Source organism: Acetobacterium wieringae, assembly GCF_023700225.1.
Classification (GTDB): domain Bacteria; phylum Bacillota; class Clostridia; order Eubacteriales; family Eubacteriaceae; genus Acetobacterium; species Acetobacterium wieringae.
Genome location: NZ_CP097897.1, coordinates 2,663,003 through 2,685,016 on the forward strand (window position 1 = coordinate 2,663,003; position 22,014 = coordinate 2,685,016).

A 22,014-nucleotide genomic window follows, 5' to 3' on the forward strand; every position below is an offset into this window, starting at 1 on the left:
TTTTGTGATTGTGTTATAATGAATTTACAAATACAATCCGACCGGGAGGAGTTTTATGTCGACGAGAAAATGTCTTCTCATGTTTCAGAACAACCCCATCATTGTCGCCGTTCGTAATCCTAAAGATATTTACGATGCCATCCATTCAAAATCACAAATCATCTTTCTGCTGACTGGCAACGTATATAATTTGAAAAAGATGGTGGAACTTTGTATCAAAGCCGATAAATATGTGTTTACCCATCTGGATCTGATTAAAGGTTATTCACAGGATAATTATTTTATTAAATATCTAAAAGATGAGATCAAGCCAACAGGGATTATTACCACTAAAAACAATATTATCACTCGGGCCAAACAGGAAGGTCTGATGACGGTTCAACGTCTATTTCTATTGGATTCTTCAGCCATGGATATTTCAATCAATTCGGCCAAGAAAATTAAGCCCGATGCCATCGAAATTCTGCCTGGCCTGGTTCCAAAGCTGATCACAGCCGTTAAGAAAGAGGTCGATATTCCAATAGTTACCGGGGGATTCATCGAGACAGAGGAAGAAGTTCGTTCTTGTCTAGCTGCTGGTGCATTATCTGCCAGCACATCTCACAAGCCATTGTGGGATAAAATAGAGCTTATTCGGGAAGAGCAACGATTGCTACACAAGGAATAAGTAAAAATAAAATACAAGGCAACGGAGAGCCATACTGTTTTCTTAAATGAATCCTTATTTAAGAAAATTGTATGGCTTTTAATTTTTTATAGTTCTTAGGAGGAATATATTATGTATGATATCGCCGTTATTGGAGCTGGTATTGCCGGTTCCTACATTGCTCGGGAATTAACCCGATACAAACTGGACATCGTTTTACTGGACGGAGAAAATGATGTTGGAAATCAGATTACCATGGCCAATTCTGCCATTGTCCATGCAGGCTTTGATGCACCTGCTTCAAAATTAAAGGGAAAATTCAATGCTCCCGGAAACATCATGTATGAAAAAGTCTGCGAAGATCTGGATGTTCCCTTTAAACGTTGCGGCTCCCTGGTTGTTGCCCACAATGAATATGAGATGGCAACCATTCAGGAACTGTATCAGAATGGTCTGAAGAATGGTGTTCCCGGACTCCAGATTTTGTTCAAAGATGAAGTCCATGCCATGGAACCCAATCTGAATGAAGATATTTGCGGTGCCTTATATGCACCCACCGCAGGCATTGTCTCACCGTTTGAACTGTGTATTCACGCTGCTGAAAACGCTGTCGACAATGGTGTGACCCTGAAAATGAACCATATGGTCAGTGACATCAAAAACCACCACGGCTATTTCGAAATCATTACCAATGCCGGTAATGTGGAAGCTAAATACGTCATCAATGCAGCCGGATTATTTGCTGACAATATTTACGCAATGGTTGGTGAACCCTATTTTAAACTGCTGGCCCGAAAAGGACATTACTTTATTTTTGATAAAGAAGCCGGTTCTCTGGTTAACAGTGTAATCTTCCCATGTCCATCTAAAAAAGGCAAAGGGATTCTGGTTGCTCCAACTGTTCATGGAAATCTCTTGATTGGCCCGGATGCCGAACCAGTTTCTTATAAGGGTGACATTGCCACCACCGGTGAACGCCTTGATTATATCAAAGAAAATGCTCTGAAAAATTGTCCTGATCTGCCTTTTAATAAGATCATCCGCTCCTATGCCGGTCTGCGAAACACCCCGGTAAGAGACACCTATACCACAACAGATGGTGACTTCATCATTGAAGAATCACCAGTACGTGGCTTTATCAATGTGGCTGGCTATGAATCACCAGGGCTCACTTCCATTCCGGCTGTAGCTCACCATGTTGTTGAAAATATTGTCAAACCAATGATTCCCCATCTTGAAGAGAATCCTGACTATAACCCTAAAGTCCGCAAACATCTGCGTTTTGATGAAATGACCGAAGATGAAAAAGTCGAAATTATCAAAGAAGATCCGAAATATGGTAAGGTCATCTGTCGCTGCGAAACCATTACCGAAGGTGAAATCATTGATGTTATTCACCGTAGCGCTGGTGCTAGAAGTGTTAAAGCGGTAAAAAAACGGACCCGCGCCGGAATGGGCCGCTGTCAGGGCGGTTTCTGTTCACCCCGGGTTGTTGAAATTCTGGCCAGAGAGCTTAATGTTCCATTGGATGATGTAATGTATGATCAACAGGATTCTGCCTATATCCTTTCCGGTCACACAAAATCTGTTAAGGAGGAAGCATAATCATGATTTATGATGTTGTAATTTTAGGTGGCGGCCCTGCTGGGCTAGCCGCAGCTGTTGAAGCTAAAAATGGTGGAGCAGAAAATGTTCTGATCCTCGAGAGAGACCGGGAACTGGGCGGTATCCTTAACCAATGTATCCATAACGGTTTCGGTTTACATACCTTTAATGAAGAATTAACAGGGCCAGAATACGCTGAACGTTATATTCAGAAAGTCAAAGATCTGAGTATCCCTTATATGCTGGATACCATGGTACTTGATATGCACGACAATGGTGATCTTAAGTCCATCCACGTCATCAATGAAGAAAACGGGTACATGATTATTGAAGCCAAGGCTGTCATCTTAACCATGGGCTGTCGGGAACGAACATCTGGAGCCATTGGAATTCCTGGATACCGTCCTTCTGGCGTCTTCACTGCCGGTACGGCCCAGCGGTTTATAAACATGGAAGGCTTTATGCCCGGTAAAGAAGTGGTTATCCTCGGATCTGGTGATATCGGACTGATTATGGCCCGCCGAATGACCCTGGAAGGTGCCCATGTTCAGGCAGTCTGTGAGCTGATGCCCTACTCCAATGGTTTGGTTCGTAATATTGTTCAGTGTCTGGATGACTATGATATTCCATTAAAATTAAGCCATACCATTACCTTTATCCACGGTAAAGATCGCTTAGAAGGGGTTACCGTTGCCAAGGTTGATGAAAAGCTCAAAGTCATTCCCGGCACCGAAGAGTATATTCCCTGTGATACCCTGTTGCTTTCTGTTGGATTAATCCCCGAGAATGAAATTACCCGTAATGCCGGGGTTGTCATGGATAATCGCACGAATGGTGCCATTGTTGGCGAACTGCGTCAAACCTCTATGCCGGGTGTGTTTGCCTGCGGCAATGTTGTTCATGTTCATGACCTGGTGGATTTTGTCAGCGAAGAAGCGGTTCTTGCCGGTAAGGGTGCCGCAAAATTCATCAAAGGCGAGCTTGATAATGAGATTACCTTCACCACCACCAACGGTGACGGCATCGGCTATGTTGTTCCCCAACAAGTTGCCATGAAAAATGTTGAAGACAAGGTTACCTTCTATATGCGGGTTCGTCAGGTCTTTAAAGATAAGGTCGTTAACGCCTATATCGGTGATCAGTTAATCGCCACCAAAAAAGAAAAGAAATTACTACCCGCTGAAATGGTAAACTTTAAAATTGCCAAAGATGTTTTAGCTCAATATCCTGCCGGAGAAATCCGATTTGTCGTAGAGGAGGCCAAATAATGAAAAAAGAAATGACCTGTATTGTTTGCCCCATCGGGTGCCAAATGACGATTGAAGAAAAAGCTGATGGTACCTACGAGGTCACTGGTAACACCTGTAAACGTGGCCCTAAATATGCCATTAATGAAATGACCAACCCCACCCGGGTAATTCCGACCACCGTGGTCATCAAAAACGCCATGCTGCCCCGTCTGCCGGTTAAGACGGCAGAACCAATCCCTAAAGGCCAGATTTTTGATGCCATGGCTGCAATTAACCAGGTGGTTGTCGAAGCACCTGTTAAAACCGGCGATGTTGTCATCAAGGATCTTTTAGGTCTTGGCATTGATGTGGTCGCCACCAGAACAATGGACAAATGTTAATCCCATTGATTTAAACAGTTAAAAAAGAGTCTGAAGATAATCTCACCCATTATTTTCAGCTCTTTTTTATTTTTTACTCATATTTTCACTCTTTATATTCGTAACAACAAAATATTAATTTGTTACAAAACAGACATTGAATTACAACCATCTTTTATGATAAGTTTAACTATACAAATTCTCTTATCAAAGGTGCCCTTTCATGTACAAAAAACAAACACCCCCTTTTAATAAAAGCCTGGCAGTTTTCATTCTCATTCCTTGTATCATTATTATCGTCGTCCTGCTTATTCATTATCAAAGCGTCGCCCGAGAAAACGCTAAGGTAACTGAAGGAATTCAGGCCCTAGCCACCTTAGAAACCCGTGATCTTTATACCATGGAAGAAAAAATTGATTATATGAAGCGCAAAGCCATCGATTCCGGAGATTATTCCGCTTTGTTTGGTAATGCGGTTGTTTTTGGTGATTCGATTGCTGAAGGTCTTGGTTTATACGGTTTTTTAAGCCCAACTTCGTTGGTAGCGGTGATGGGCAAATCCACCGAAAACAGTCTTGAAGATGTACCAAGTCTGGTTAATCTGGCTCCCCGTAATGTTTTTTTTGAGTTGGGGCTTAATGATATCAGCCATCCCGACAGTACGCTTGATTCCTATCTCAGTCATTATGAAAAAATCATCGACGCAGTGCGTCTGCAATTACCCAACACCCAAATTTATCTTTGCAGCATCTTTCCGGTTACCGATGAAGCCCTGAAAGAGAAGCCAGAATTCAGTCAAATCGAGACCTACAATACTGCCCTGGAGGAAATGGCCAAACGCAAAAATATCCATTATATTGATACCTACACCTTTTTAAAAAATAATCCTCAGTATCACGAGCAGGATGGCATCCATGTCATTCGGGAATTTTACCCTATCTGGATGGATACCCTGGTCAATAACAGTGATCTGAAAAATTTGCTGTAGAATTGGAAGCTTATGAAAAAATTTGCTGTACTGCTTGTTATTTTAATACTGATTCTTCCCTGTTTTGGCTGTCAGACTGCTGACCAGGCGGCCTTATCGCAAGTTGAAGCTGATCTGCTGGCTACATCCCAAAACCTCAACGGAATGACAAAAGGCGATGGAAAAGCCTTAAAACGGTATTATGGTCTCAATATCAACGACTTTCAAGAAGTGTTGATTTACGTTCCGGCAAATTATATGGACGTTTCCGAAATTTTGGTGGTAAAAGTTGCGGACTCGGCCCAGTTGGATCTGGTTGAGACTGCTGTGGATACCCGAAATGCCATCCAACAGGAAAGCTTTGGCGGCTACGGACCTGATCAGGTTGCTCTGCTTGATAATTATGAGCTTAAAATTGTCGGAAACACACTTTTTTATTGCGTGTCACCGGATGCAGCCACACTAAAAGACACCTTTGTCAAAAGCATAAAGAATAGTCAGTAAGGAGCAACCATGGTTTTTAGCAGTATCTTATTTATATTTGCCTTTTTACCCATTGCCTTGGGTCTCTATACCCTTGTCCCCAAACAGGGAAAAAACCTGATCTTGCTTCTGGTCAGTTTGTTTTTTTACGCCTGGGGCGAACCGGTTTATGTATTCTTAATGCTATTCACCATCGTCTTCGACTTTGGGATGGGGATCTTCATGGAAAAAAAGCCCCATCTCGTTCGCAAGCGAATTTTTATTTTTACCGTCATTGTAAATCTGAGTTTTCTGTTCTTTTTTAAATACTGGGGTTTTCTACTTGATACCATTAACCAACTCTTTAGTTTGAGTATCCCCTATACACCGTTGCCCTTGCCGATTGGAATTTCATTTTATACCTTTCAGATACTATCTTATGTGGTCGATATTTATCTGGGTAAGGTTCCGGTTCAAAAAAACATTGTTTCCTTTGGTTTATATGTCACCATGTTTCCCCAGCTGATCGCCGGACCCATCGTCCGCTATAAGGACATTGATGACCAGCTCTCCGATCGGGTGATGAATCAGGAAAAATTTGGAATTGGGGTAGAACGTTTTATCCAGGGACTTGGAAAAAAAGTCCTGTTGGCCAATAACATTGGTTATGTCTGGACACTTATTTCGGCCATGGATGTGGGGGAAATGTCGGTACTCACGGCCTGGATTGGAATTATTGCATTTACCTTTCAAATCTATTTCGACTTCAGCGGCTATTCGGATATGGCCATTGGTCTGGGGAAAATGTTCGGTTTTGAATTTCTGGAAAATTTCAATTACCCCTATATTTCCAGAAACGTGTCTGAATTCTGGCGACGTTGGCATATTTCACTGGGCACCTGGTTTCGCGAATACCTTTATATTCCACTCGGTGGAAATCGTGTTGCCATCCCCCGGTTATTTTTAAACCTTTGTATTGTCTGGTTATTAACTGGGCTCTGGCATGGTGCCAGCTGGAATTTTGTTATCTGGGGCGGCTATTACGGGCTGATTCTTTTTACTGAAAAAGTATTTTTAAACCGTTTACTCGAAAAACTGCCCACATTCATCCAACACACTTACACCCTCCTATTGGTCGTGATTGGCTGGGTCTTATTTGCCAGTCCGGATATGGGATTTGCCCTGTCTTATCTCCAGGTGATGTTTTTTACCGCTGGTGCATCCCCAATTGATACAACCGGCCTTTATTACCTGTATACCAGTCTTATTCTATTTTTAATTTGCGGGATCTGTTCAACCCCCATCGTCCATCAGCGTTATACTAAACTGATTCGTAGTGAGAAAAACTGGGTCATACCATTTGGTCTGGGACTGAACAGCCTGATCATGTTTTTATCCATTGCTTATTTAGTTACCGAAACATACAATCCCTTTTTGTATTTCAGATTTTAGGTGAGGCCTTATGCGAAAACAAGATAACCACCGGGAGCACGATCAATACTCCCATTCACTCTACTATAAAAAATACATCAACTTGTTGGGTCTGCTTTTTATCGGCAGTCTTGTCTTTTTTCCCCTGGCTTCGCTGATTTTACCGGATACTAAACTATCTGCAAATGAAAACCGGATATTAACCCAATTTCCCCGTTTTTCGGCAGATAGCGTAGTCGATGGACGCTATATGAAAAAAATGCAGAAATATACGGCTGATCAGCTAATCGGCCGGAATTTTTGGATTTACACCAAAACCAGCACCGACCGCATCATTGGAAAGAATAGCTCGAATGGGGTATTTTATGGCAAAAATTCTACGCTGATTGAAAACTTCGATCCCTTACCGGCTGATCAAACGGAAGAAACAAAAACTGCACTTAACACCTTCGTCAAAAAACATTCCGATCTGAATCACTTTTTCATGCTGGTTCCCAATGCGATTAGTGTCACTGATGAAAAATTACCGGCTTACGCTCCGGTTTTGAACCAAAACACCTATATAGACAGCTTTACTGCCAGTTTAAGTGACCAGCTAACCATCCTTGATCCCCGACCAATTCTTAAGCAGAATAAGGATCAAGCGTTATATTATAAGACGGATCATCATTGGACTACTCTGGGGGCCTGGCTGTCGTTTCAAGGTGTTGCCAACGCATTGGGAATAAAACCGGACACCGATGCATACACCATCTATCCAGTCAGCCATTCATTTTCTGGAGCGCTTGCATCCAAAAGCGGCTACTTGACCTTTGTTACGGATACCATTGATGTCTACATCCCCAAAAATGAAGATGATTATTCAGTCGTGAATTTTATCGAAGAACAAAAAAAATCGGCATCTCTTTTTGACAGTGAACAACTCAAAGGAAAAGACAAATATGCCGTTTTTCTATCCGGTAACCATCCCCTAATAAAAATCAAAAATCCGGTAGCCAACGGCAAAAATCTGTTGATCATCAAGGATTCTTATGCCAATGCCTTTATCCCCTTCCTAACACCATTTTATAGCGAGATCACCGTTATTGATCCCCGTTATTACTATGATAGCATCGAAGCGTTGATTGCTGACGCTCAGATTACCGATATTCTATACCTCTTTAATGCCAACACTTTTTTCCGGGACACCACCTTGGAACCGGTACTGAATGATGACTAACGTTAAAAGGGTTCCCACCAGTCTGGCGGAAACCCTTTTAACGTTAGTTGCGGTATTCATATTTTAATTTGATTTTGTCACCTCGAAAGACCACTTTTGAATATTCAAAAGGTTTATCTTCCTTATCAAAAAGAATATCTTCCAAAACAAGCAAAGGATAGCCTTGCGGCACTTTTAGCAGTTTGCTTTCTTTTTCAGATGCCGTCACCGATTCGAACGTTTCGATGACACGGCTGGGTTTTAAATTATATTCTTTTTCCAGAAGAATACAAAGTTGTTCTTTTTCAAGCGCCTGATCACTGAGATTCTTACCCAAATCAAAAGGAATCCGGGAATAATGAAGGCTGATCGGCTCGCCTTTTAGAAAACGCAACCGCTCAATTTCGAGTATTGGTGCGCCTTGAGGACATTGCAAACGCTTTGCAACCGAAAAAGAAGCTTCCTTTTCGGTAACATTTAACAACTCGGTGGTGATTTCGTACCCCATTCGTTCCAATTGTTCTCTAAATCCCATATAAGCCAGCGACTCTGTCATGATCTTGGGTTCTGCAACAAAGGTACCTTTACCAGGGACTCGATAGAGAACACCATCCTGTACCAACTGTGAACATGCTGAACGTATTGTCATTCGACTGACACCGTAAATACGGTTCATCTCACTCTCCGATGGTATCGCTGTGTTTGGCTTCCAAATGCCTTCTTCGATGTTATTGCGGATTAACTCTTCCAATTGTATGTACAGTGGTTTTGGGTTTTCTCGCTTTATTTTGTACATATCAATACTTCCTTCCATAAAACTCCTTTGTGCAGCTTATTTAGCAAAATATCTTTTATTTTATCATAGACGCAATCGAATTGAAAGAGTGATCCACTAAAATCGTTTTTTTTCTGTTTATTTTAATTTTGCAAACTGTGAATAGATGCAATTATCATTTAATGCGCTATACAAATTTTTGTAAATGTCATAAATGTCGTTATACTTCTTGACATTTTCAGGTACGGGCTCAATGGTCTCCAGATAACGAACCATTGAATTGACACCTTCGGTAACATTGTTAAACCACCCGGCACCAACCCCTGCTATCACTGCCGCTCCTACAATGGTGGCATCGGGTATCTCCAGCTTACGAATTGGAACTCCAAACATATCTGCAATAATCTGGCGCCATGCTGCAGATTTTGTCGCACCGCCCGTGATCGCAAGTTGCTTTAAAAGCAATCCGGATTTCTTCATGGTTTCATACATGTCCTTACTTTCCAAGGCAATCCCTTCCATAACCGAACGAATCATATCACTCTTAGAATGTGCGAACGTCAGTCCCGCAAAAATCCCTTTCGCTTCAGGATTCCAATACGGATAACCCGATCCGGTCAGGAATGGCATGAAGACAATTCCCTTTGATCCGACTGGACTTTTTTGAATATGATAATCCATTACTTCATATGGATCAAGCCCCGTTTTTTTGCCGAATGCAACTTCAATTTCAGCCAACTCATCCCTTGCCCATCGATAACTGCTGGCAGCACCCAGTTGGATTCCCTCAAGATTGTATAATCCCAATGATGCCGATGAAGTTGCCATGACCCCCGGAACATCTTCCAAGACCAGATTTTTTTGTCCCAACCACCAAAAGTCCGGCGGTACCCAGTGTTAACGATGCATAGCCATCCTCAATTACGCCTGCGCCGATTGCTGCGCATTGTTGATCTCCACTTCCGGCAACAAGTAGTGTACCGACTGCCAGACCCGTTTTTTCCGCCGTGGTAGGTGTCACTTTTCCGACAATATCAACGGGTTTCACTAATTTAGGGAATTTTGTTTTATCAAAACCAAAAGCATCAATAATGTTGTCCGCCCAATCCATTGTATTCGGATTAAGATAGCCAGATGTACAGGCATTGGTCACTTCGCAATAAAAATCATCTGCTCCAAAACAATATTGGATATACTCCGGCATCATCGCCACATACTTGGCTTTTTCATATAATTCGGGTCGTTTCTTTATTAACCATAACAATTTGATAAACGTAAAGGTAGGTGCCATTGGCATACCAGTGCTTCTAAAAAAAGTATCGGGATCCACCAGTGCCATGGCTTCTTCTAAAATCTCAGCACCACGATTATCCTGCCAGCCATAAAAAATGTTATCGATGGCCTGATTATTATTATCGACCAGTGTAAACGTTGCCCGTTGGCAAGAAAATCCAACTGCCTCAATTTCCTTTGGATCAAGGCCTGATGATGTGACTGCTTGTTTACAGGCTTTAAAGGTTTCCTCCACCAGTAAATCCACATCCTGTTCAACCCAGTTGGGACTTGGATAGTTGCAGGGATACTCACCATATCCTTTGCCATAGATTTGGCCTTTTTTGTCAAGAATCATCGCCTTTGTACCAGTTGTTCCCACATCAATACCGATTAAATACTTACCCATATTCAAATTCTCCTTTAATAATAAAAATTAACTTCTAAACCATGAATTAATTTAATATTATGCTTAGTAAAAGGGAATTTTGCTCAGCAATGTGATGAAAATGATCGCTTTGGCTTAGCCATTATACTGGGGTACTAGTCCAATCTCACGCATTTGATCAAAGGCGTCGATTATCGCAACCGCAGCTCGTGTACCGATAAGATCAGCTCCTGCCAAGATAAATACATAGGCATTTTGAGGCCGTGGGAATTTAACCCCGGCAACCTTGAGTTTAACATCCGTTTCCGCCAACGTCTTTTTCATAATCAGAAACTGTTCCATACTGGGTCCTTCAAATTGACCGGTTGAGGTTTTGGCATAATCAATGCCAACTTCTGCAATCAGTTTGCAGGCTGCTGCTATTTCCTCGTCACTTAAAAAACAGGTTTCAATAATGCATTTGGTGATATGACCCTGCGCTGCGGTTTTGAAATCCATCAATTCGCCTTTTATCACATCGTATCGTTTGTCTTTTAACGCCCCAACGTTCATGACCAGATCTAAAACGGTGCAACCCGCTTTTACTGCCTGTTCGGTTTCAAAGGCTTTAACAATCGATGCCGATGCACCAAAGGGAAAATCAAGACCGGTCCCGATATGAATGTCTGTTTCTTTTAGTTCATCCACCACCACAGGCGTCCAATAAGGTGTCGCAGAATAAAATGCGGCACAATTATAGGCTACTGCCTCACGACAACCGGACCGGATATCAGCTTCAGTGGTGTTTTTAGGCAACACCGAGTGATCGAAACACTTTCCCAGGGCTTTTTTATCCATTTTTGATAAATCAACCATAACTACATACCTCCTAGTTTTATTTTATAGAACAACTTCTTTCAGTTCTTCTATACGATCAATAACATAGGTTGGATTTAATGATCTGACGACCTCCGGGGCACCATATCCGAACGTGACCCCACAAACGTCAATACCTGCATTTGTACCAGTGAGATAGTCAGTTTTTGTATCGCCGATCAGAATCGCCTCATTTTTCCGGCAACGATAATAATCGAGAATTGAATGAATACAATCCGGATGCGGCTTTGGATTTTTTACATCATCTGCTGTCACCAGAATATCAAAATAATCATATAATTTTAGCGTTTTTAAAATCTTTTCGGTGGCACTTCTTATCTTAAACGTAGCCACAGATAATGCTTTCCCCTGACTTTTATAGTATGCCAGCACCTCTTCCACACCACTGTAAGCAACGGTTTTTTTATCACAGTTCTCGGTGTAATACTCTACAAATAAGGGTAGTATTTCCTGATCGATCAGATCTTCTTTATCCTCTCCCAGGGATTTAATGAGCACATTTCTTGCTCCCCCACCAATACAGCTCCGAATAAACGCATCTTCTTTTTGTTCAAACTGATAACGATCAATAATGTATTTTATCGTTTCGATGATATCTGGACACGTATCTACCAAGGTTCCATCCAAATCAAAAATAACATACTGATACGCACGCGGTTCCTTGTTTTTAATTATCATGACCAGCCTCCATTTAAGTTTTAACTTCAAAAACCAATCACAGATTTCTTAAATAGTCATTGCTGTTAAAATATTCCAGAGTAACGCCGCACTCACCGATAGTTCTGACATTTTTATCAGTCTTTTTATAGTCAGCATGATAATCTGAACCTCCAGAAATAATCTTGACCCGGTCTGTGTATGCGGCCCGTACCCTGGCGATGATCTCTTCCTTGGTGAACGGTCCATTATAAGTCGTCTTATCATATGTATAACACGCTTCAATGCCATCCAATCCGGCATCAATTAATTTGTCTATGTATTCCTCCCGGGTCATGCTACCATCACGGGTCATTACGGTTTCGTCAATCAGGTATGGGTGCGCCAGAATCGCAATACCGCCACTTTCATGGGCGATTTGAATAATTTCAACCGGGTCTGGTTTTTCGCGTTTCACACTGAATACCGGATTATTTCGGATTAATAATTTCGCTTCGCTCCAGGTTTTGGTGTATCCCTTCTCAGCCATCAGATTAAAAATGACTTTTTTCTGAACATCTTCAGGGTTTCGGGGAATGTCGTTATAATTTAAAACCTCCTCCCAACTGATGTCAATGCCATTATCCGCCAGCACATCCAAAAGCTTTTGGTAGGAGTAGATTTTGCTTTTGACAATCTGCTCATTGATTTCCAGTATTTTCGGATTGGTATAATCACAACCCAGTACCACAATGTGCACATCCTCAACCAGGGTCTCGCAAGAGAATTCAATTCCTGGCAACAGTTTCATCCCTTTTTTCTTTGCATAAAGAACTGGATCAACCATTACACCATTGACCTCGATACGATCTGGGGGAAGAATATCATGATCGGTGATCACAATCACCTTCATTCCCAAAGCTGCTGCATTGCATATAAATTCCTGGGGGGTATCAGCCCCATCAGATCGTGTGGTATGACTGTGTAGGTCTACAATATAGTTGGGTTTTGTCGTCATCATCTTACCTCTCTAATATTTCTGATAAAAAATCGGGTTCATTTTATCACGCTCTTTTAATCTTGTTAAGCAATCCCATTTCAGCGGCTCACTTCTTTTTTATCTCATCATACGTACGTATGATGAGATATGATCACTGCTATATCATTATATCATAATTTATCCAAATTTAATGACAAAACTTTCAATTGTTTTCAGATTTTCAAATCAACCACAACGCCTCCCAAAAGAACAGATATGCCATCATAGAGCCCTCGGTTTTTATCTTAAGAGACTTTTTTGATATTACGGGTACAGACCAGATCAACCCCAGTTCCGGCAATGTTTGAACGGATCACATCCCCGACATGGACTGGTGACTCAATTTCCAGTTCACTGATTTCTTTCATGACTACAAAGATTTTTTCTTTATTCACTGGATCTTTCGTCTTAACCGGCACAAAGGGTAAGTCACCGGCTTTAACCCTGACCGTCGTTGTAATGATGCGTTTCGGTTCAGTAAACTCATTTTTGGCATATTCAAGACCGATTTTACATCCATAATCCGATATTTTTTCAATTGTTTTACCACTGTGTTCGACTGTTAATCCACACCCCTTCGGGCAGCCGATGCAGACTAATTTTGTTACTTCCATTTTTCTGACCTCCATCTTTATTCTGCCTGTTCCCGGGCAATTGAAATGCTGATTGATGAAGTATCCTTAGTTACAAGTTCTCGGGGTAAGTTAAACGTCACCATGGTTCCTGGTTCAACGATGGTTTTTTTTAGATTAAGCAGCACCTGATCAAAATTATCTTTCACCACCAGACGAACGTGTTCGTCTGGATTTTTGACTCTGAGGAAAAATTTGACGGTTTTTTCTTTATTGTTCAGCGCATCAATATGTTGTGGAACAACATAACCAATGTTCTGATCGTGACGGATGACTACATCTTTTTCGACCTCGGCAGCAGCTTGATTAATCAAATCTGCTGCTGCTCTCCCGGCAATCTCGGCTTCCTGGGTTACATTATCGACCAGATCGTGGACATGCAGCACATTGCCACAGGCAAATACCCAGGGAATGTTGGTGATCCGTTTTTCATTTACCACTGGTCCTCTGGTAACCGTATCGATTTCACAGCCCAACTTACTGGACAATTCATTCTCTGGTATTAATCCCACTGACAACAAGAGTGTATCACAGCTGACATACTGTTCTGTCCCCTGGATCGGTTTTAATCGTTGATCAACCCTGGCAATCGTAACCCCTTCCAGTCTGTCCTTCCCATGAACCTCAACTATCGAATGACTCAAAAGCAGCGGGATATTGAAATCATCAAGACACTGAACCTTGTTACGGATCAGCCCCGTTGAATAAGGCATCAACTCAATAACACCTTTGACATTAACCCCTTCTAACGTCAAACGTCTTGCCATAATCAGACCGATGTCCCCAGATCCCAGAATAACCACTTCCTTGCCGGGAATAAAACCTTCAAGATTAACATAACTTTGGGCAGTTCCGGCAGTCATAATTCCAGCCGGACGGCTACCCGGGATGGTAATCGCCCCACGCGTCCGTTCCCGACAGCCCATCGCCAGAATCAAGGCTTTGGTGCCGATTTCAAACATCCCATCTTCACGGTTGACAGCAATAATTTTTTTATCCTCAAGAATTTCCATCACCATTGTTCCAAGTTTCACATCAATGTCCGACTGTTCAACCGCATCAATAAATCGGCTGGCATATTCCGGCCCAGTCAGCTCTTCCTTGAAATATTGCAAGCCAAAACCATTATGAATACACTGCTGCAGAATCCCGCCCAGATAGGGCGCTCTTTCACAAATCAGAATTTTTTGCACACCATTTTTTCTGGCTTCCAATGCAGCTGCCAGACCAGCCGGTCCGCCGCCGATGACAACCAGATCATATTCTAATTTTTTCATTTTTTTGATCTCCTTCTGCTAAAGGTAGTTCTTTGTTTCTGGCAGCCAGCACGAAGGATGCATTGCCTTTTTGGGTCACCTCAAGGGGAGAGATGTTTAACTCCCGGCTGAGAATGTCCAAAACTTTAGGGCCACAGAAACCACCCTGACAGCGTCCCATCCCGGCACGGACACGGCGTTTGATGGCATCCATATTGGTTGCCGGAACCGGCCGATGAATGGCATCTTTAATTTCACCCTTGCTGATTGATTCGCAGCGGCAGATAATTTCACCATAAGCCGGTTCTTTTTCAATCAATGCATTTCTTTCGTCATAAGACAATTCAGCCAGCATCACTGGCGCTTTACGACCTTTTTCATAGTTCGCTTTTGGTGTAAAATCCAGCTCCAGATTCTGCGCTCGTACCAGCTCCTCGACCATGACAGCAATTGCCGGTGCCGAGGTTAAGCCCGGCGACTGAATGCCTGCAACGTTAATCATACCCTTTACGGTTTTCGCCGCTTCAATGATGAAGTCTTCATTGCTGCTGGCTGCTCTCAGACCGGTGAAGGTGGTAATCACATCCCCCATTCTAGGCAGTTCGGGAAACAGGTGTGAAATCGTACTGGTATAGATCTGGTCGAGGGCTTCGGCCGTTGTTCGCAGATCCGTTTTATCCTCGAGGGCTTCGGCATTGGAACCGGCCAGAATATTGCCGTCAATCGTTGGTACCACAATCATCCCCTTGGATACCTTGGTTGGGGCCGAATAAATGGTATAGGTCAAAATATTTCCCCATTTTTTATCATAGAGAAAATACTGTCCTTTTCGGGGTTTTATTTCAAAATCAATGTCTTCAACCATCGCTGCAATTTTATCGGTATATAATCCGGCTGCATTAATAATCACTTTGGCTTCAATATCGCCTTTATTTGTTTTAACACCTTTTACAGTTTTATTTTCAATCATAATATCCAGAACTTCTGTGTCCAGCATCACCTTCGCCCCATTGATTACAGCGTTTTCCGCCAGTGCAACGGTATATTCAAACGGATTGATGATTCCCGTTTCCGGTTCGAATAAACCGTATTTTGCTTCTGGATTCAAGTGGGGTTCCATCTCATGTAATTCTTTCTGATCTAACAGTCTCATCCCCTGAATGCCATTTTTGATGCCATTTTCCATGGTTTTCTTCATTTTTTCCAGATCGGAGTCTTCGAATCCTACCGTAATTGAGCCCAGTGGTTTCACAAGATCGACGTCCAGATCTTGACATAGTTGCTTGACAACTTTATTGGCTGCTAATGCCAGCTTCCCTTTTAATGTGCCACCATCAATATTAAAACCGCTATGAATCATTGCCGAGTTTGCTTTACTCGTTCCCATACACACATCACTAGCCTTTTCCACCAAGATGATATCCAAATTATATTTTGCCAATTGATGTGCAATGGAAGCACCAATTACACCGCCACCAATGATTAAAACCTCTGTTTTCATGGTGTCACCTCCATATTCTTTTTTTATGTTGAGCAACACTTACAATAATGCATGCAAATGTTGCTCAACGTCAGTTTTATCTTGTATTTATTTTAACGATCATTTGCCCAGCAAAGGTTGGAATTGATTGCCCGTTTCCAGCCTTTGTAGAGGTCTGAACGTAAGCCTTCATCCATTTGTGGATGGAATACCTGGTCAACTGTTCGTTTCTGGACGATTTCATCCTGATCTTTCCAGAAACCAACTGCCAAGCCTGCCAGGTAGGCTACTCCGGCTGCAGTTGTTTCGGTATTGTCCGGTCGTTCAATGTCCACATTAACAATGTCGGCCGTAAATTGCATCAACAGGTTGTTGTTGCAGGCTCCACCATCGACTTTAAGGATCGACAGACGTTCGCCCAGATCTTCCGAAAAGGCATCGAACATATCACGGGTTTGATAACCGAGTGATTCAAGTACCGCTCTGATGATATTGTTTTTAGTGGTACCCCGTTCAATCCCAACAATGGCGGCACGTGCATAGGAGTTCCAGTAAGGTGCGCATAAACCAGTGAACGCCGGTACGAAATAAACACCACAGTTACTGACTTTTTTTGTTTTCAATGCAAAATATTCGGAATCAGGAGATTCATCGAGCATGTCCATTTCATCACGAAGCCACTGAATGGCGGATCCAGCGGAAAAAGCCACTGCTTCCAGAAGATATTCAACTTTTCCATTTAATCCCCAGCCGATGGTAGTGGTTAATCCGTTGTTTGAGAGGAAGGGTTTGTCACCAATGTTTACAGTCATAACCCCAGCCGTACCATAGGTGAATTTGGCCATCCCTTTTTGGAAACAGCATTGTCCAAATGTTGCTGCCTGCTGGTCTCCAGCATCTCCGGTAATCGGAATAGCACGTTTAAATATTTTTGACGTTACACCAAAATGGCTACTGCTTTCCTGAACGTTAGGCAGCATACTGGCTGGAACATCAAAGACTTTTAGCAACTCCTCATCCCATTTCAGTTCATTGATATTAAACATCAATGTTCGTGAAGCATTACTATAATCGGTCGCATGAGCTTTTCCGTCCGTCAGCTTCCACATAATCCAGGTGTCAACGTTTCCAAAAAGGAGATCGCCGTTTTCAGCTCTTTCTCTGGCGCCTTCAACATTGTCAAGAATCCATTTTACCTTTGTGGCTGAAAAATAAGAGTCAATCATTAAGCCGGTTTTATTTCGAACAACTGCTTCGATCTCAGGATCATCTGCTTTTAATTGATCACAGTATTCTGCCGTTCTGCGATCCTGCCAGACAATAGCATTGTATACTGGTTCGCCCGTATTTTTATCCCAAACAATGGACGTTTCCCGTTGATTGGTTATGCCGATTGCGACAATTTCTTCTTCTTTAATATTGGATTTAGCCATGGCTTTTTCAATTACTTCCCCGGTAACTGCCCACATTTCCATTGGATCCTGCTCTACCCAGCCTGAATCTGGATAAAACTGTGCAAATTCTTTTGCGTGAACACTGACAATATCGCCGTCATGGTTAAAGAAAATCGCCCGAATACTTGTAGTCCCCTGATCAATACTTAAAATATACTCCTTCATCCGTTTTTACCACCTTTTCATTTATTAAAATGCAGAAGATTGCATTTTTTCGATTTTAATTTTTCCAATCCTTGACAAACACTCACCTGATTTGTCGAGCAAAGCTGGAAACATGAGCACGTATTTTTTGTATGATATTCCCTGGTCTAGTTTTTTAATCCCGAAAGATTTAAAGATCCTCGTGATGACGTGTCATTGTGCCGAATCATTACGAAAATTTTTAACCTTAATACAAAAGAATTTCAAGCAATTCCTGCGGCGTTAAGTTGGTGATGTAATCACTGATTTCACAATAGCTGAGCACCTCCTGCAAATCATCTTTTTTTAACCGTTTCCCGGTTAAGAGTTTTTCCAATTGCCTGATGTTGCCAGACCACAATAAATCCCCGTCAATGGTAATCGAATCGATAATGCCATTTTTTGCGACATTCATCGCAATCGCCAAGCTGCCACCTTCATGGCTGCGGACCTTTTGCATTTTGTAATGCGGGGCCTTGCCATAGGTCCAATCCCAGGTCCGGTATTTTGAATCTCTGAGTGCTTCAATCGCTTTGTAATCCTTTTCATCAAGCTGTAAAAAAACAGCTGTCTCTTTCGCACTGATGCTCGCCATCAGATGGTCACAAAACTGATTGACACTCATTGACTTGGGCAAGTGCTCACTGATATTGGTAACCTGACTTCTAACCGATTTTACCCCGCCCCCCTGAATAACCTCATCTTTTACAGCCAGTACTTTGCGTACAAAATCCAAATCAGAGTCAAAAAGCAGTGTTCCATGATGAAGCATCCGGCCGTTTTTAACCGTCTGTGCAGTTCCTGAAAACTTCCGGCCATTAATGACCAGATCATTGCGATGATTACATTCGGCCTGGACACCAAGCTGTTTAAGGGCATCAAGAATCGGTACCGCAAATTGTTTAAAATCAATGCTATATCTTTTGTCACAATCCTGAATAAATGAATAGTTCAGATTTCCGAGGTCGTGATAAACGGTGCCGCCGCCGGTATTTCGCCGGGCGATACGAGTATTCATTTTACTGGCATAATGTAGATCAATCTCTTTCATTGCATTCTGATTTCGACCAATTACAACTGTGTTGTCGTTCTGCCAGAGCATAAACAACCCCTTGTCCAATTTGACATTCGCAAAAATATATTCTTCCAATGCTAAGTTATAGTAGGGATCTGTGGATTCACTGTAGTATAAATGCATCATCAGCCACCTCAATGGGATTGAATCATTAGTGCAAAGGTTCCGGTACTAAAACCAACTTAACTAGCAATAGTTTTTAGTTTTAAGCGTTAAAATTCAAAACATCGATAAACTCGACACATTCTAAATGAGTTTGCCGGGGATGCTTAGCAGCTTTCATGTCAACTTCTACAGCATCCCCAAAAATTCTTAAACAATAGTCTATTTTATAGAAACTCTAAATGTGGATGGCATGTCCAACCACAGCATGGGCAGCTTCCATGATCGCTTCCGATACCGACGGATGGGGATGCACAACCTGGGCAATGTCATCGGCGGTAAACTCCAGATCGATGTAAGAAGTGGCCGCAGTGATCAGCTCGGTAACATGGGCCCCGATCAAATGAACACCCAGTATTTCATTATATTTAGTATCGGCGACAATTTTGACAAAACCACCGGTCTCATTCATCGCCACTGATTTTCCGTTAGCAGCCAAGGGAAAGATTCCCACTTTAACATCATAGCCGGATTTGCGGGCCTGGTCTTCCGTCAAGCCGACGCTTGCTGCTTCCGGGTAAGTATAGGTACAGCGCGGCATATTCATATAATTGAACTGTTTCACTGGTTCTCCGAGAATCCCATGAACCGCTGCCAGAGCTTGTGCCGAAGCCACATGGGCCAGGGCCAGTTTACCGGTTACATCACCGATGGCATAGACCGATGGGCAGGTTGTCTGCAATTGGTTATTCACCTGCACGTAGCCCCGATCAGTCAGCTTTATACCAGCTTTTTCCAGCCCGATCCCTTCAACATTTGGTCGGATCCCAGCTGACACAAGCAGACGGTCACAAATAATGGTTTCGGTTTTACCTTTTTCATCAATTGTCAGGTTAAGCTTGTTTTTATCTGCCACGACAGCATTAACTTTTGTTTCGACCTTAAATTTGATGCCCCGTTTTTTAAAGGCTTTTTCCATCTCTTTCGAAACATCGGAGTCTTCGTTCGGCAGCAAGTGCGGCAGCATTTCAATCACCGTTACCTCGGCACCATAACTGTCCCAGATGCTGGAAAATTCCATTCCGATGGCACCCGCACCAATGACAACGATTTGATCGCCCGGATTCACCTGGGTCAATTCCAGGGCTTCCCTGGATGTCATAATCTGGGGATTGCTGTAATCAATTCCGGGAATGCGGAAAGCATGGGCACCGGTAGCTAAAATAATGTTTTTCGCTTCCAGTATTTCTCCGGATGGCGCAATTTTCAAGCTGGTTCCGTTGATCAGATTAGCTTCGCCCTGAAAAACGGTCACTTTGTTCTTCTTCATTAAACTCTTGATACCCATGGTCAATTTTCCACTGACTTCCCGGCTGCGCTTCTGCGCCACGGCATAGTCGGCTTTTATGCCACTGCCATTTAGTGCAATGCCATATTTATCGGCTTCCTTGACCATCCGCAGGATCTCGGCATTTTTGGCCAGTGCTTTGGTGGGAATACAGCCCCAGTTCAAGCAAACCCCGCCGAGATCCGCTTTTTCAACCAACGCAGTTTTCAGGCCCTTCTGGGCAGCATAAATCGCTGCCACATAGCCGCCTGGACCACCTCCGATTACAATTAGATCAAACTTATTCATTCTTTATCTCCTGTACTGAATCATCGGGTCATTTGTTAACCTTTTGGCGTATTAGTATTACATCAGAATTTTCATCGGATCTTCCAGCAGTGTCCCGATGTAAGCCACAAACTGAGCTGCATAATCGCCGTCAACGATCCGGTGATCAAAGCTCAGGGTGATGTTCATCATCGGACGGATGACAATTTCATCATCGACGACAACTGGGGTCTTAATGGTTGCTGCCAAAGCCAGAATACCACATTCCGGCGGATTGATCACCGCCCGGAAACTTGCGATTCCCCGGGAACCCAAATTGCTGATGGTGAAGGTTGCTCCAGACAGATCACCCGGAATATTTTCCTGTTCTTTGGTTCGGCTGACCAGACTGGCAAAGTCCCGAGCCAGTTCAACCACGCCTTTAGCCGCCACATTTTTTAACACTGGCACCATCAAACCACGATCGGTATTGACAGCAATACCAATGTTGATATCTTCCATCTCATAAATTTCTGTGCCATCCGCTGCTAATTGAGAATTCATCATCGGGAATTCCTGCAACGCCCGTGAACAGGCCTTGGCCACCATTTCATTAAAGCCTACTTTAATGTCAGCCAAGTCGTTGACCCGTTTTCGCCATTCAATGGCTTTAGTCATATCGACTGCCACAGTCAATGCTGCCCAGGGTTTGGTGACCACACTCTCGGTCATGCGGCTACCAATTTTTCGACGGATCCCTTCATAGGGAATGGTGTTTCGAACACCCGTGGTCGAACTGACAACAGTTGCTGTGACGGGAGCTGTCATTGTTGGCTGTGGTGTTTCTTGATAGGCTAAAATATCTGCCTTGGTAACACGAACCCCACCGTATTTGACATTTGACAGGTCAATGCCCATATCCTTAGCCATTTTCTTGGCTAAAGGTGAGACCGGAACCCGTCCAGTGGGTGATTTTTCTACTGCTTCAGCGGCTTGCGCTGGTGCCGCCGCCGGGGCTACAGAAGCTTCAACCGCAGCTGACGTTGCACCACTACCACTGATTTCAGCCAGCAAGCTGTCAATATTTTCTCCTGGCGTTCCGACGATTGCCAGGGGTTTATGGCATTCCACGTTATCGCCTACCTGGGCAATAATTTTTAAAACAGTCCCCGACTGATCAGCCGGAATGTCCTGAACGTCTTTGTCGGTCTCCGCAGCCAGTGCCATTTCCCCGAATTTGACTTCATCGCCCTCGTTTACATACCATTCCGTGACCGTACCGTCTGTCATGTTAACGCCGATCTTTGGCATATTCATTAGTTTCGCCATTATAA

Annotated in this window: 21 protein-coding genes; 8 read left to right on the forward strand and 13 right to left on the reverse strand. The window is 42.9% G+C overall.

The features are described 5' to 3' along the window. Nucleotides 1-55: 55 nt before the first annotated feature. From CHL1_RS12885 to CHL1_RS12920, 8 genes are all read left to right on the forward strand, one after another. Nucleotides 56-667, forward strand: a complete 612-nt coding sequence (locus CHL1_RS12885; RefSeq protein WP_148638760.1) for a glycerol-3-phosphate responsive antiterminator — start codon at nt 56-58, stop codon at nt 665-667. A gap of 111 nt (nt 668-778) precedes the next feature. Further along, nucleotides 779-2,251: an NAD(P)/FAD-dependent oxidoreductase gene (locus CHL1_RS12890; protein WP_250933274.1), complete on the forward strand. Its 1,473-nt coding sequence runs from the start codon at nt 779-781 to the stop codon at nt 2,249-2,251. 2 nt (nt 2,252-2,253) lie between these two features. Further along, entirely contained in the window at nt 2,254-3,519 is a 1,266-nt protein-coding gene (locus tag CHL1_RS12895) for an NAD(P)/FAD-dependent oxidoreductase (RefSeq protein WP_250933276.1), read from the forward strand. After that, nucleotides 3,519-3,881 carry a DUF1667 domain-containing protein gene (locus CHL1_RS12900; RefSeq protein ID WP_070370090.1) on the forward strand — a complete coding sequence of 121 codons (363 nt, stop codon included), beginning with the start codon at nt 3,519-3,521 and terminating at the stop codon, nt 3,879-3,881. Before CHL1_RS12895 ends, CHL1_RS12900 begins: the two co-directional genes overlap by 1 nt. Nucleotides 3,882-4,083: 202 nt before the next feature. Next, complete coding sequence (locus tag CHL1_RS12905) at nt 4,084-4,848, forward strand: GDSL-type esterase/lipase family protein (RefSeq protein WP_250933278.1); 765 nt, start codon at nt 4,084-4,086, stop codon at nt 4,846-4,848. 12 nt (nt 4,849-4,860) lie between these two features. Then, entirely contained in the window at nt 4,861-5,331 is a 471-nt protein-coding gene (locus tag CHL1_RS12910) for a DUF4358 domain-containing protein (protein WP_228882765.1), read from the forward strand. 9 nt (nt 5,332-5,340) lie between these two features. Then, nucleotides 5,341-6,741, forward strand: coding sequence for an MBOAT family O-acyltransferase (locus CHL1_RS12915; protein WP_070370093.1), 1,401 nt, complete (start codon nt 5,341-5,343; stop codon nt 6,739-6,741). Between the two features lie 10 nt (nt 6,742-6,751). Continuing rightward, on the forward strand, nt 6,752-7,939 hold the full coding sequence (locus CHL1_RS12920; protein ID WP_250933279.1) for a DHHW family protein: 1,188 nt from the start codon (nt 6,752-6,754) through the stop codon (nt 7,937-7,939). A 43-nt stretch (nt 7,940-7,982) separates the two neighbouring features. Here the strand turns inward: CHL1_RS12920 and CHL1_RS12925 are convergent, their stop codons facing one another. From CHL1_RS12925 to CHL1_RS12985, 13 genes are all read right to left on the reverse strand, one after another. After that, nucleotides 7,983-8,714, reverse strand: a complete 732-nt coding sequence (locus tag CHL1_RS12925; RefSeq protein ID WP_243134865.1) for a GntR family transcriptional regulator — start codon at nt 8,712-8,714, stop codon at nt 7,983-7,985. Nucleotides 8,715-8,831: 117 nt separating this feature from the next. After that, on the reverse strand, nt 8,832-9,521 hold the full coding sequence (locus CHL1_RS12930) for an FGGY-family carbohydrate kinase (RefSeq protein WP_250933281.1): 690 nt from the start codon (nt 9,519-9,521) through the stop codon (nt 8,832-8,834). Beyond that, on the reverse strand, nt 9,481-10,374 hold the full coding sequence (locus CHL1_RS12935; RefSeq protein WP_250933283.1) for a xylulokinase: 894 nt from the start codon (nt 10,372-10,374) through the stop codon (nt 9,481-9,483). Before CHL1_RS12935 ends, CHL1_RS12930 begins: the two co-directional genes overlap by 41 nt. Before the next feature lie 114 nt (nt 10,375-10,488). Then, the gene (gene deoC / locus CHL1_RS12940) at nt 10,489-11,208 is read right to left on the reverse strand and encodes a deoxyribose-phosphate aldolase (protein ID WP_250933285.1); all 720 of its coding nucleotides are present in this window, start codon (nt 11,206-11,208) and stop codon (nt 10,489-10,491) included. 24 nt (nt 11,209-11,232) lie between these two features. Next, nucleotides 11,233-11,907: an HAD family hydrolase gene (locus CHL1_RS12945; protein WP_070370097.1), complete on the reverse strand. Its 675-nt coding sequence runs from the start codon at nt 11,905-11,907 to the stop codon at nt 11,233-11,235. 37 nt (nt 11,908-11,944) lie between these two features. Beyond that, a complete protein-coding gene (locus CHL1_RS12950; protein WP_084633476.1) occupies nt 11,945-12,886 on the reverse strand; it encodes a PHP domain-containing protein in 942 nt (313 codons plus the stop codon). Nucleotides 12,887-13,149: 263 nt separating this feature from the next. Further along, nucleotides 13,150-13,518, reverse strand: coding sequence for a DUF1667 domain-containing protein (locus CHL1_RS12955; protein WP_250933287.1), 369 nt, complete (start codon nt 13,516-13,518; stop codon nt 13,150-13,152). A 17-nt stretch (nt 13,519-13,535) separates the two neighbouring features. Beyond that, nucleotides 13,536-14,813, reverse strand: coding sequence for an NAD(P)/FAD-dependent oxidoreductase (locus CHL1_RS12960; protein ID WP_250933288.1), 1,278 nt, complete (start codon nt 14,811-14,813; stop codon nt 13,536-13,538). Beyond that, entirely contained in the window at nt 14,794-16,293 is a 1,500-nt protein-coding gene (locus CHL1_RS12965) for an NAD(P)/FAD-dependent oxidoreductase (RefSeq protein ID WP_250933290.1), read from the reverse strand. The genes CHL1_RS12960 and CHL1_RS12965 overlap by 20 nt, the downstream gene beginning before the upstream one ends. Before the next feature lie 92 nt (nt 16,294-16,385). Beyond that, entirely contained in the window at nt 16,386-17,891 is a 1,506-nt protein-coding gene (glpK, locus tag CHL1_RS12970; protein WP_228882753.1) for a glycerol kinase GlpK, read from the reverse strand. A gap of 226 nt (nt 17,892-18,117) precedes the next feature. After that, nucleotides 18,118-19,110 carry a lipoate--protein ligase gene (locus tag CHL1_RS12975; protein WP_250933292.1) on the reverse strand — a complete coding sequence of 331 codons (993 nt, stop codon included), beginning with the start codon at nt 19,108-19,110 and terminating at the stop codon, nt 18,118-18,120. 214 nt (nt 19,111-19,324) lie between these two features. Then, nucleotides 19,325-20,722, reverse strand: a complete 1,398-nt coding sequence (gene lpdA, locus CHL1_RS12980) for a dihydrolipoyl dehydrogenase (RefSeq protein WP_250933293.1) — start codon at nt 20,720-20,722, stop codon at nt 19,325-19,327. Between the two features lie 57 nt (nt 20,723-20,779). After that, the gene (locus CHL1_RS12985) at nt 20,780-22,009 is read right to left on the reverse strand and encodes a dihydrolipoamide acetyltransferase family protein (RefSeq protein WP_228882747.1); all 1,230 of its coding nucleotides are present in this window, start codon (nt 22,007-22,009) and stop codon (nt 20,780-20,782) included. Between the last annotated feature and the right edge of the window lie 5 nt (nt 22,010-22,014).